The sequence below is a fragment of the Bradyrhizobium sp. genome (assembly GCF_017881085.1).
GTDB lineage: Bacteria > Pseudomonadota > Alphaproteobacteria > Rhizobiales > Xanthobacteraceae > Bradyrhizobium.
Genome location: NZ_JADGRI010000008.1, coordinates 25,392 through 37,423 on the forward strand (window position 1 = coordinate 25,392; position 12,032 = coordinate 37,423).

The window sequence follows — 12,032 nt, forward strand, 5'->3', positions numbered from 1 at the left end:
GCCGAAACATTGGCCCCATTTATGCATAAGTGGAGTTGATAGGGCGAAATCACATGGAGAAGGCCCATGAGGTGGACATTTCTGATCCTGTGTGCCGGTTTTTTCATCACTACCCTCGTGCTGTTCATTGAGGATTACCAGGTCACTGCTGGCGTCGAGCGGCTTTCGGAGATGCGGGTATCGCCAGATTCGGCGCTCTCCGCCGACCCCAATCTGAGATTGGTCTCTGAGCACAGCCCGTACATGCGGGACGAACGCTAGGCGCGATCGGGGCGATCGGGAGGCGTACGGAGGACGAGGCGCGCGACGTCCCGTAAGCCCCACGCCGATAGATATCCCGCGTACTGGCGCGTCACCACTTGCCTGATTCGACCGAGACATGCGGCCTTCGCTCGACTTTCGGTGTCTGGTCGCACGCCTTTCTTATCCCTGTAACAGAACACGGGCAAATCTCCCGGCGATCGCTGCATGCCGCATACGGCAGGCGAAAAACCGGGAGGTTTCCTCAATGAATATTGCGGGATTGCGCTTTTACAGCCGGCCGCCGGCTTTGCGCATTGGATTGGCCGTCACCCTCCTCTTGTCGGGCGTCGCTGGCACCACGGCTGCCTTTGCAGACGATGACGACTTCGGTTTCAGACCGGGAAATAGCTTCGCACCAGGCAATTTGCTGATCAGTCGCTCCGTGTACGACAACAATCCGGCGAACGTCGTTGCGGGCACGACATTGCTGCCGCCCAAATGCGTCGCTCCCAATTGCGTGACCGCGACGGATTCCGGCGCCTATCCGTTTGTCTTTAATAACGTTCTCACCGATGGCAGTTTCGGCATTACGTCAAAGATCGTGCTGGATCAGCTCAGGCCGTCCGGCAAGTTGATTAGCTCGCTCGAGGTGAAAGTGCCTCGTAGCGGGGACCACCGCGACCAGCCGGCCGGGGATCAGGTCGTCACCAGCTTTCCATCCAAATCAGAGATCGCGCTTAATCTGTCGACCGATGGCCGTGTCGTGACGTTCATGGGTTACCTCGCCCCCATCAACGCGCTCGATGTCTCGAATTCCAATACACCGGGCGTGGTCGATCCCACCAATCCCGTTCCCGGCAGCTATTACCGGGTGGTCGCGGAAGTCGACGCGCTCGGCAACTTCCGTTTCACGAAGACCAACGCCTACAGCGGCAACAATGGCCGCGCCGCGATCCTGAACAACAAGAACGGCGCCAACCTGGTTTACATGGCCGGAAATGCCGGCAACGGCGGAACTCCCCAGCCGAACGGCATCATCGTGGGCGCGGGCGCGCAAATCCTGACTGCCGAGCGAACGCCGCTCGCCGCGCAGACCCCTGGCTTGCCCACGCCGGTGGGCAGCTTCAACGTCACGCAACTCGGACTAAAAGCCGACAAGACCGGCAAGGATACGAATTTCCGCGGCCTCACGATCTCCAACAACGTCGTCTATTTCACCAAGGGCAGCGGCGGCAACGGCATCAACACCGTGTATTTCATCGACGCGACCGGATTCGACGGCAACGGCAAGCCGCTGGCCTGCCCGAGCGGTGTCGGTCTGCCTGGAGCGACCGCGACCCTTCCCGCCGCACCGATCCCCTACGACGCCACCAAGCTGCAGACGCTGGGGGTCACTCCCTACAACATGTGCATCCTGAAGGGCTTCCCGACGACGCTGGCCAAAGCGGCGACGGCGTCGTTCCCGTTCGGGGTCTGGTTTGCCGACGCCAAGACGCTCTATGTCACCGACGAAGGCAACGGGACCAACACCTTTGACTCTTCGGCAGGCAAGTACACGACCGCCGCCACGCAGACCGGAGCGGGATTGCAGAAGTGGGTATTCGATTCCACGCTCGGCGCATGGAAACTGGCCTATGTGCTGCAGGCTGGGCTGAACCTCGGCGTACCCTATACGGTCGCCGGTTATCCGACTGGGCAAAATCCCAAGACCAGCCTGCCGTGGGCACCCGCCGCCGATGGCCTTCGCAACATCGTCGGTCGCGTCAATCGCGATGGAACCGCGACGATCTGGGCCATCACCTCGACCGTCAGCGGAAACGGCGACCAGGGCGCCGATCCGAACCAGCTGGTCATGATCACCGATAATCTTGCGGCAACCAGCGCGCCCGCAGGCGAGAGCTTTGCGGTAATCCGGACCGCGCGATTCGGCGAAGTTCTCCGCGGCGTTTCGTTCACGCCGGGGACCGATCGCGACCGGCTCGTCGACGCCGACGACCATCGCGGCGACGACCATCATTAGGCCATTCAAGGATGGATCAGCCGGCGCCGACAGCGCCGGCTGATTTTGTGATGTTGCCACCGTGGCAATTTGGCTCGGACTTTCAGGGCACCCGACCCAAGGTCAGCCGCATGCCGTCATAGGCCGGAATCACATCCGGCGGCAGGCTCTGGCGCAGAACTTCGTAATCCAGATCGGAATGCATGTTGGTGATGACGGCGCGGCGCGGCCTGAAGCGGTCGATCCATGACAGCGCGTCGTTGACGCTGAAATGGCTGGGATGGGCGGCGTAGCGCAGCCCGTCGATGATCCAGAGATCGAGGTTTTCCAGCAGAGGCCAGCTCTCGGGCGGGATGTCGCTGACATCCGGCGTGTAGGCGGCGTCCGCGATGCGGTAGCCGAGCGCCGGAATATTGCCGTGCTGCATGATGAAGGCCGACAGCGATACCGTACCGCCCTTCCCTTCGATCCCGCGGGTCTCGCCGGCCTCGATCGAATGATGATCGAGGATCGGCGGATAATCGCTGCCCGGCGGCGACACGAAGCAATAGGAAAACCGCTGCATGATGTCCTTGCCGGTCGACCGGTTCAGATAGACCGGGATGCGCCTCCGCTGATGCATCACAACGGAGCGGAGATCGTCGATGCCGTGGGTCTGATCGGCGTGCTCATGGGTCAGGAACACCGCGTCGAGATGGTCGACATTGGCATCAATCAATTGCTCGCGCAGATCGGGCGAGGTGTCGATCACGACCCGCGTCACGCCGCGGTCCGAAGCCCGCTCGGCCATCAGCGAGCAGCGCCGGCGGCGGTTTTTCGGATTCTTGGGATCGCAGGCGCCCCAGCCGAGGGCGGGACGTGGAACGCCGGCCGAGGATCCGCAACCGAGAATTGTCAGGGTCAGCGTCATGCCGCAGCTTTCGCAGGCGGCACCTTCGAGAACAAGCGGAAGAAATTGTCCGTGGTCTGGCGCGAAATCTCTTCGAGCGACACCCCGCGCGTCTCCGCCAGCACTCTGGCGATTTCGACTACGTAAGCCGGCTCGTTGCGCTTGCCGCGAAATTTGCCGGGCGCCAGATACGGCGCGTCCGTCTCGACCATGATGCGGTCGGCGGGCAGTTCGGCGGCGAGATCGCGCAAGGCCTGCGATTTCTTGAAGGTGAGAATACCCGTGAACGAAATCGACAGGCCCAGGGAAATCGCCTTCATCGCCAGTTCCCGCCCGCCGGTGTAGCAATGCAGCACGGCGCGGAACGATCCCTTGTTCATTTCGTCTTCGAGGATGCGCCCGCATGCCTCGTCCGCCTCGCGGGTATGGATGACCAGCGGCAGGCCGGTGGCGCGGGCCGCCGCGATATGGGCGCGAAAGCCGCGCTCCTGGGCTGCGGGCGAGCCGTTGTCGTAGAAATTGTCCAGCCCCGCCTCGCCCAGCGCTACGACTTTCGGATGCCGAGTCAGCTCGGTCAACTCATCGGCGGGTATGCCGTCCTCTTCATCGGCATGATGCGGATGGGTGCCGACCGAGCAATAGACGCTCGGAAACCGCTCCGCTATCTCGAGCAGCGCGCCAAGCCGCCTCACCCGCGTCGAGATGGTGACCATGCGGCCGATTCCGGCGGCCGCAGCCCGTGCCACGATGCCGTCGAGGTCATCGGCGAAATCGGGAAAATCCAGATGGCAGTGGCTGTCGACCAGCATCGGCGCGGCCCGTTCAAGCTGCCGTTGGCTCGATGTAACGCGGAAATACCGGCGCAGGTGCGGGAAGCACTGTGCCCGGTTTGATCCGCGTCCCCAGCGCCGCAAAATTGCGCGACGAGGTTTCGGCGGCAATGCCTAGAATGTCGAGCATCTTCGCGGACGCCGCCGGCATAACGAATTGCGCAAGGATCGCGATCTGGCGGACGACTTCGGCGGTCACGTACAGCACGGTCGCTTGGCGTTTCGGATCGGTCCTTGCCAGCGCCCACGGGGCTTCGCCCGCGAAATAGCGGTTGGCTTCCGCCACCACGGCCCAGATAGCATTGAGCGCGTGATGAATTTGCTGGGTCGCCATCGCGGTCCGCGCCAGCGCGATCATGCCGTCGGCCTGCGCCAGAATCGCCTTGTCGTTGTCGCTGAATTCGCCCGGCTCCGGCAGCACACCGGCATACTGCTTGCCGATCATCGACAGCGACCGCTGCGCGAGGTTGCCGAGATCGTTGGCGAGATCTGCATTGATGCGCGCAACAATGGCCTCGTGATTGTAGCTGCCGTCCTGCCCGAACGGTACTTCGCGCAGGAAGAAGTAGCGCATCTGGTCGACGCCGTATTGGTCGGCGAGGTTGAAGGGATCGACGACGTTGCCGACCGATTTCGACATCTTCTCGCCCCGGTTGAACAGGAAGCCGTGCGCGTAGACGCGCTTCTGCACGGGAATGCCCGCCGACATCAGGAAGGCCGGCCAGTACACGGCATGAAAGCGGATAATATCCTTGCCGATGATGTGCACGTCGGCCGGCCAGTAGCGCCAGTTCGGGTCGTTCTCGTCGGGAAAGCCGACGCCGGTGATGTAGTTTGTGAGTGCGTCGACCCAGACATACATGACGTGCTCGGGATCGGCGGGAACCCTGACGCCCCAATCGAAGGTGGTGCGCGAAATCGACAGATCCCTCAAGCCGCTTTTGACGAAGCTGACCACTTCGTTCCTGCGCGAGTCCGGACCGATGAAATCCGGCTGGTTCTCATACAGCGCCAGCAGCCTGTCCTGATAGGCGGACAGCCTGAAGAAATAGCTCTTCTCCTCGACCCATTCGACCGGCGTACCCTGCGGCCCGACACGCACATTGTCCGCGTCGAGCACGGTTTCGTCCGCGGCGTAATAGGCTTCGTCGCGCACGGAATACCAGCCGGAATAGCTGTCGAGATAAATGTCGCCATTATCCGCCATGCGCTTCCAGATTTCCTGGCTGGAGCGCAGGTGCTGCTCTTCCGTGGTGCGGATGAAGCGATCGAACGAGACGTTCAGGCGTTCATCCATGTCCTTGAAGCGCCGGGCATTGCGGGTCGCGACCTCCATGGTCGGCAGCTTTTCCGCTTCCGCGGTCTGCACCATCTTCAACCCGTGCTCGTCGGTCCCGGTGAGGAAGAACACATCCTTGCCGTCGAGCCGCTGAAACCGCGCCAGCGCATCGGTCGCGATCGCCTCATAGGCGTGGCCGATATGCGGCACCCCGTTCGGGTAGGCGATCGCGGTCGTGATGTAGAAAGAGTTCTTCGCCGCCGGGGGCGACGGCTTGGCGATGCGCGGGGTCTCGTCGGCCGTGGTGCCGGCCTTAACGTTTTCCTTGACGCTTTTGCCGACGCTCTTCTTGGGACTTCCTTTGGCGCTCTTGCCAACCGACGGCGCCTTGCCGGCAACGGCCGTCTTGCCCAGTGCCGAACCGCGCTTGGCCGATTTTGCTTTTTTTGCGGATTTCTTCGACGACTTCTTGGCAGCCTTCCGTGTCGCCGGCGTCTTCTTCGCAGCCTTCCTGGTTTTCTTGGCCTTCTTCGCCGTGCGCGTGGCTTTCTTCGCGCGCTTTTTCGAGGCCGATGCCTTGGCGCTGCGCTTCGATTTGCCGGCTTGCTTGCGGCCTTTCTTCCTGGCAACTTTCTTCTTGGCCTTGGCCACCACAAATTCCTTTTATTGCTCGAACAAGATTGTTGAGAATGACCGCCGGCGGAGCGCCTAGCGCGTCGCTTCCGCAAGCAGCCCGAACACCGAGAAAACCAGCGGTTTTCGTTCAAGATTGTAGGATTCGGTGTCCCGTGCGGCGCGATTGATCTTTTCCCACACCTCTGCCAGCCGTGCAAGGCGGGGAAGGTTGGCATTGGCGTTGGCCTCGTCGGCATGCAGGCGTTCGCTGACCCAGCGATCCACGCTGTCGACAAAGGCCGCGAGCGCCACGCGGTCGCTGCCGCCGAGCGCGTCGCCCAGCGCATGCAGCTCGCGCGGGTCGACCCGCGGCAGGGTCGCCAGCAGCGCGGCCGTCCGCTGCTGCAGTTTCAGGGCGTCGCCGCCGAGCAGCGTCAGCGCGCGCGCCACGCTCCCCTCCGCCGCCTCCGCAGCCTCGGCCAGCGCGGGATCGTCGGACGGGATGCTTGCGGCCTCGGCCGCGGCGCGGACGACGTCTTCCGCCGAAAGCGGCCGCAGCAGCAATTTCCGGCAGCGCGACAGGATGGTCGGCAGCATCCGCGCCGGCGCGTGGCTGACCAGAAGAAACAGCGACTGCTGTGGCGGTTCCTCGAGCACCTTGAGCAGCGCGTTGGCGGCATTCGGGTTGAGTTCGTCGACGGTATCGACAATGCAGACCCGCCAGCCCTCGACCGCCGCGGTCGAGCCGAAAAACGAGATCGTCTCGCGGGTCTCGTCCACCGTGATCACGGTCCGCATCACGCCCTTGTCGTTGAGCGATCGTTCCAGCGTCAGCAGTCCGCCATGGGCTCCCGCCGCAACCTGGCGCGCGACCGGATCGGCCGGATCGACCCCCAGCGTCTCGGCACCCTGCACATCGGCGCCAAGCGGATTGCGATGCGCGAGCACGAACCGCGCCATGCGATAGGCCAGCGTCGCCTTGCCGATGCCGGCCGCTCCGCCGATCAGCCAGGCATGCGGAATGCGCCCGCTGCGATAGGCATTCAACAAAGCGAGCTCGGCATCGCGATGTCCGAACAGCGAGGTGGTCTCGCGCGGGTGAACCGCCGATATCAGATTTTCGACCTGGCGCGCGCTCATGCTGAACTGGCCAGATTGTCGGCGCTGGCGGCAAAGAAACGTTCGCGCAAGGCGGCCCATATGTTGGCGGCGACAGCACCGGGCTCGGCGGTGGCGTCGATCAATACGCAGCGCTGCGGTTCGGCGGCGGCGATCTTCCAGTACGCCTCGCGCAATTGCTGATGAAACCTGACGTCTTCCGCCTCGAACCGGTCCGGCGCGCCGTTACCGCGCCGGACGGCTGCGCGCTTCATGCCGACTTCAACGGGAACATCGAGAATGATGGTCAGATCCGGCTTGAGATCACCGATGGTGACCCGCTCCATCGCGTTGAGCACGGCCGGCGAGACCTTGCCCAGGCTGCCCTGATAGGCGCGCGTCGAGTCCGAAAACCGGTCGCACAGCACCCATATTCCCTGACCGAGCGCGGGCTGGATGACCGTGCGCACATGGTCGTCGCGCGCGGCGGCAAACAACAGCGTCTCGGCGTCCGGACCCAACAGCTTGCCCATGCCGGACAGAACGAGATGCCGGATGATTTCGGCGCCCGGCGATCCGCCGGGTTCGCGGGTCACGACGGTGCGCAGCTTGGCGGCGTTCAGGCGCTCCGCCAGCGTCTTGATCTGCGTGGATTTGCCGGATCCCTCACCGCCTTCAAAGGTGATGAAGCGTCCGCGCCCAGGCGCTCTCTTGACGGCTGTCTCGGCCATATCAGAGCTTCTCGACGCCGAGGCGAAACATTCCGATGACGAGTTCGCTCGCACCGTCGATCGCCCGCCGCATCGTCGATCCCACGCCGACGGAATCCGCTGCATAGACCGGCGCCTCCATCGCGATATTGGCGCCGCGCCAGACCCGGACCACGCCGATCTGCTGACCGGCCGCGACGGGCGCGCGCACCGGCCCGTTGTAAACGACGCGCGCGATCAGCTTGTCGGTACCGCTTTTCTGAACCATCACCTCGACCGGTTTGGGGCTGACCAGCTTGACCGAGCGGCTGTCGCCGCCGAATACCTTGGCAAAGCCGATCTGCTGCTGCGCCGCGAACAGCGGCCGCGACTCGAAATTGCGAAATCCCCATTCCAGCATCTTCTTGGCTTCGGTCGCCCGATCGTCGGGATCCTCAAGACCATTTACGACGACGATCAGCCGTATCCCGTTTTGCACGGCTGAGCCGACCATGCCGTAGCCGCCCTCCTTGGTATAGCCGGTCTTCAGCCCGTCGGCGCCCTCGAGCGAGTTCAGCAGCGGATTGCGGTTCTGCTGCCGGATCTTGTTCCAGGTGAATTCCTTCTCGCCGAACAGTTTGTAGAATTCGGGGTAGGTCTGGATGACGTAGCGCGCGAGGACCGAAAGTTCGCGCACCGTCATCTTGTTGCCGGGATCGGGCAGACCGTTGGAATTGGCGAAGGTCGACCGCGCCATGCCGAGTTCGCGCGCGCGCTTGGTCAACATGTCGCCAAAGGCACGCTCGTTCCCGGCCATGCCTTCGGCCAGCACGATGCAGGCGTCGTTGCCGCTCGGAATGATGGCGCCGTGCAGGAGATCGTCGACGGCAATCTTGCTGTGAATGGCCGCGAACATGGTCGACGTGCCCGAGGGCGCGCCGCCCTTGCGCCAGGCGTTTTCGCTGACGTGAAATTCGTCGGTGAGTTTGAGGTCACCCTGCTTGATGGCGTGGAAGACGGTTTCGACCGTCATCAGCTTCATCATGCTGGACGGCGCCCGCAATTCGTCGGCGTTCTTCTCGAACAGCACGCTGCCGCTGGTGGCTTCGATCAGGATCGCGGTCGGCGCGTCGCCGTCGAAACCGCCCTCCTCCTTCTTGGCGCCCTGCACGCTCTGGTTGGCGGCATAGACCAGGCCGCTCCAACCGAGCGAGACCGCGACAACAGCCGCGATCAGGCCGCGCCAGGATCGCGCAGGCGCTGGCTGAGGCTTTCGGGAGATTGATATTTCGAGTGCCATCGGCGGTGCCTTGAAGCCGGCGTTCTAACAGTTGAAAGTACCGCAAACAACACGGGTTTTGCCTGATGTCGCAGCATCGATTCGATTGCGGCGTTTTTCAAACAATCCTATCGTGTCGGCTCGCCGATCCCCCAACAAAATCTCGCAAACTAAGGCGGAAATAGCGATGACATTCTCCCGAACCATTTCCGCCAACGGGATCGATATTTTTCTGCTCGAACAGGGCGAGGGTCCGCTGGTTGTGCTTTGCCACGGCTGGCCGGAGCTGTCCTATTCCTGGCGGCATCAAATCCCGGCGATCGCAGCGGCCGGTTTCCATGTCGTGGCGCCGGATATGCGCGGTTTTGGCCGGACCGGCGCGCCGGCTGATATCAACGCGTACAGCATCTTCGACACGGTTGGCGATATGGTGGCGCTGGTGGCGGCGCTGGACAAGAAGCAGGCCGTCATCGTCGGCCATGACTGGGGCGCGCCTGTCGCCTGGCATGCGGCGCTGTTCCGGCCCGACGTTTTCACCGCCGTAGCGGGTTTGAGCGTTCCTCCGCCGTTCCGTGGCCGCGCCCGCCCGCTCGACAGCCTGCGCGAAAACGGGATCACCAATTTCTATTGGCAATATTTTCAGACGCCCGGGGTCGCCGAGGCCGAGTTCGAGCGCGACATTGGCCTGACGATGCGGACCTTGCTGGGGCGCGGATTTTCCGACCCTTCAGCCTCGCTCTTCATCCAGGATGGCAAGGGATTTTTGGGTGATGCGCGGTCCGATCGGCCGCTGCCGGGTTGGCTCAGCGAAGCCGACCTCGCTTATTTCACCGAGGCCTACCGGAGATCCGGCTTTCGGGGCGGGCTGAACTGGTACCGCAACCTCGACCGCAACTGGGACCTGACCGCGCCGTGGCAAGGCGCGCAGATCCATCAGCCTTCGCTGTTCATCGCGGGATCGAAGGATTCCGTCATCACCGGCCTGATCGGCGCCAAGCGCGTCACCGAGCTGGAACGGGTCCTGCCGAGCCTGAAGCAAAAACTGATCATCGACGGCGCCGGCCACTGGGTCCAGCAGGAGTGCGCCGACGAAGTCAACGCGGCCTTGATCGGTTTTCTGAAGGAGGTTCAGTAGAGCCCGCGGCCGGTCAGCAATTCGCTGGGACCGCGCGGATCGACCGGCGCATAGGCGGAGACCGGATTGACGCTGGGCGCATAGCTGCCGTCATTCTCATAACTGACGGCGCGCGGATTTTCGAGCGGACGGCCACGCGGATGCGGGCGGGCGGAAGCGGACATTTCCGACGTCGCGTTGATCGAAGCCATGTCCGCCGTGGTGGTGCCGAGGCTATAGGGCCGTCCTTCCGGCATCGGAATCTCGCCGCGGATCGGGCGGCCATGCGGCGGAACTTCGGGAACGAAGGGACGAGCAGACGCCACCCGGACCAGTGACGGCGATGGGGCCGGTACGCCGGTGCGCAGGGTCGCCACCAACTGGCGGTCGTCGGAACCCTCGAGCGGGGCCCGGGCAACATATTCGACCCTGACGCGCGCCACGCCATTGCCTTTAAATTCAAGCAGTTCGGCGGCCTTGTTCGAGACGTCGATCAGCCGGTTACCGTGATAGGGCCCGCGGTCATTGACGCGGACGATCAGCGATTTGCCGTTGGAGAGATTGGTGACCCGCGCGTAGCACGGCATCGGCAGGGTCGGATGGGCTGCAGTCAGCGAATCCATATCGAAAACTTCGCCATTGGCCGTCAGCCGGCCGTGAAAATCGTCGCCGTACCAGGAGGCCAGCCCCTCCTCGCGGTAATTGACGTCTTCCTCCGGCACGTAGATCCGCCCTGCGACGGTGTAGGGCTTGCCGACTCGGTAGGTGCCGCCGCCCTTTGGCACGGGTTCTCCGAGTGCTACCACCCGGGGGCTCGAGGAAACGCCGTATTTAGGATCGATGCGGCCCGCGAATTTGCCCGATGAGGCGCAGTTGGCGAGAAACAGGCATGCCACCACGGCCACGGCGCCTCGCGCCATCAGCAACATCTGATCTGGCTGTCGAATCCCCATACGCCCCAATTACCATTCCACCGCGCACCTGCCTACTTCCGGCAACTGGCGGTACAAGCCCCGATGCGGCCCACCTCCGCATCAAGCTGTAAAGATATCGCATCGCGAACGCGGCGGAAATGGGGAGAGGCTCGGCGTGGTGAATCAATGGTTGCAGTCGCGATCCGTCGAATTACGGAGATTTCGGCGCCGACTTGCCTTGCAATCCACGCCGCCTTCCCTCATGAGGGGCGCGTTAGGAAGGGTGGCCGAGTGGTTTAAGGCACCGGTCTTGAAATTCGCTAAACGGTGCCTTTACACACCCCGACTAGTCGGGAAATGCCTTGTTTTATTGGCTTATTTAACTGCCCTTGGCTTGGATAGCCCGGTCCTACCCTACCCTGTCTGAACTAGTTGGGTAGCAATCTCGGTAGCAATCGGGTCGCAAGGTGATCCTTCGGCCGCTATCTGGCCGGCTTGCGGGACTCGCCGATGCATTTCGGCATCATTTCGGTGTCCAAGGCGCACAACGGGCAAAACCGCTGGGTGGACTCGGCTGGCCGTTTATTCGGGCTTATGGGGGTGGGTCACCGCGTTGACTCGTAGACGTGTGCGGAATGATCATTATCCCGCAAGTCACACTCGAGAGGTCCCAATGCCAGCGCTTGAACCAATCCCCGGGATCGAAGGCTTTCAAATCCAGGCCACCGCGCTTCCGACGCACAAGGTGATCCGTTTTCTGGCGCCGGTCGGCTCCGTAGCGATGATGGCAAACCGAAAATGGCTGTTGGACATCGGTCGAGCGATGATCGAATCCGCTGAAAAAATGATTGAGCCATCATGATTTGGCCGTTTCGTTCACGGGGAAACGACGCGCATGGTGGCGGCTGGCCGGGGCTCGTCGCTGAGGTCGATAACGTAACCGGCCTTCACCTCGATGTTGAGATTTACGGAAGGCGTGCTGGCGGGGGCGATGCCGGCGAGGCCGAGCACGAAGGTTGAGGCACGATCGCGGGTGATCTCGCTGTTGGAATCCAAAAGCTCAACCTTGGTGTGCCCTGCCCT

General features: G+C 62.8%; 12 protein-coding genes. 4 read left to right on the top strand and 8 right to left on the bottom strand.

Annotation, left to right across the window (positions count from 1 at the left end):
• The first annotated feature begins 66 nt into the window (after positions 1–66).
• Positions 67–261 carry a hypothetical protein gene (locus QZ213_RS01860; RefSeq protein WP_291684339.1) on the top strand — a complete coding sequence of 65 codons (195 nt, stop codon included), beginning with the start codon at positions 67–69 and terminating at the stop codon, positions 259–261.
• A gap of 247 nt (positions 262–508) precedes the next feature.
• Positions 509–2,263 carry a hypothetical protein gene (locus QZ213_RS01865; RefSeq protein WP_291684340.1) on the top strand — a complete coding sequence of 585 codons (1,755 nt, stop codon included), beginning with the start codon at positions 509–511 and terminating at the stop codon, positions 2,261–2,263.
• Between the two features lie 82 nt (positions 2,264–2,345).
• Here the strand turns inward: QZ213_RS01865 and QZ213_RS01870 are convergent, their stop codons facing one another.
• Genes QZ213_RS01870 through QZ213_RS01895 form a run of 6 tightly spaced genes read right to left on the bottom strand, consistent with a single transcriptional unit; the run spans position 2,346 to position 8,837 of the window.
• Complete coding sequence (locus QZ213_RS01870; protein WP_291684341.1) at positions 2,346–3,152, bottom strand: MBL fold metallo-hydrolase; 807 nt, start codon at positions 3,150–3,152, stop codon at positions 2,346–2,348.
• Positions 3,149–3,940, bottom strand: coding sequence for a TatD family hydrolase (locus QZ213_RS01875; RefSeq protein ID WP_291684342.1), 792 nt, complete (start codon positions 3,938–3,940; stop codon positions 3,149–3,151). The genes QZ213_RS01870 and QZ213_RS01875 overlap by 4 nt, the downstream gene beginning before the upstream one ends.
• Positions 3,941–3,953: 13 nt before the next feature.
• Positions 3,954–5,891 carry a methionine--tRNA ligase gene (metG, locus tag QZ213_RS01880; RefSeq protein WP_291684343.1) on the bottom strand — a complete coding sequence of 646 codons (1,938 nt, stop codon included), beginning with the start codon at positions 5,889–5,891 and terminating at the stop codon, positions 3,954–3,956.
• Positions 5,892–5,948: 57 nt separating this feature from the next.
• Positions 5,949–6,995, bottom strand: coding sequence for a DNA polymerase III subunit delta' (locus tag QZ213_RS01885; protein ID WP_291684344.1), 1,047 nt, complete (start codon positions 6,993–6,995; stop codon positions 5,949–5,951).
• On the bottom strand, positions 6,992–7,684 hold the full coding sequence (tmk, locus tag QZ213_RS01890) for a dTMP kinase (protein ID WP_291684345.1): 693 nt from the start codon (positions 7,682–7,684) through the stop codon (positions 6,992–6,994). Before tmk ends, QZ213_RS01885 begins: the two co-directional genes overlap by 4 nt.
• A gap of 1 nt (position 7,685) precedes the next feature.
• Positions 7,686–8,837, bottom strand: a complete 1,152-nt coding sequence (locus tag QZ213_RS01895; RefSeq protein ID WP_365884926.1) for a D-alanyl-D-alanine carboxypeptidase family protein — start codon at positions 8,835–8,837, stop codon at positions 7,686–7,688.
• A gap of 271 nt (positions 8,838–9,108) precedes the next feature.
• Between QZ213_RS01895 and QZ213_RS01900 the strand changes: the two genes are divergently transcribed.
• On the top strand, positions 9,109–10,056 hold the full coding sequence (locus QZ213_RS01900) for an alpha/beta hydrolase (RefSeq protein ID WP_291684347.1): 948 nt from the start codon (positions 9,109–9,111) through the stop codon (positions 10,054–10,056).
• Here QZ213_RS01900 and QZ213_RS01905 read toward each other — a convergent pair.
• Complete coding sequence (locus QZ213_RS01905) at positions 10,050–10,964, bottom strand: septal ring lytic transglycosylase RlpA family protein (RefSeq protein ID WP_291684348.1); 915 nt, start codon at positions 10,962–10,964, stop codon at positions 10,050–10,052. The genes QZ213_RS01900 and QZ213_RS01905 overlap by 7 nt on opposite strands.
• A 658-nt stretch (positions 10,965–11,622) precedes the next feature.
• Here QZ213_RS01905 and QZ213_RS01910 point away from each other — a divergent pair.
• A complete protein-coding gene (locus QZ213_RS01910) occupies positions 11,623–11,811 on the top strand; it encodes a hypothetical protein (RefSeq protein WP_291684349.1) in 189 nt (62 codons plus the stop codon).
• Positions 11,812–11,825: 14 nt separating this feature from the next.
• On the opposite strand, the gene QZ213_RS01915 is transcribed toward QZ213_RS01910, so the two are convergent.
• Positions 11,826–12,032, bottom strand: a 207-nt coding sequence (locus QZ213_RS01915) for a hypothetical protein (RefSeq protein ID WP_291684350.1), incomplete at its 5' end; no start/stop codon positions are given.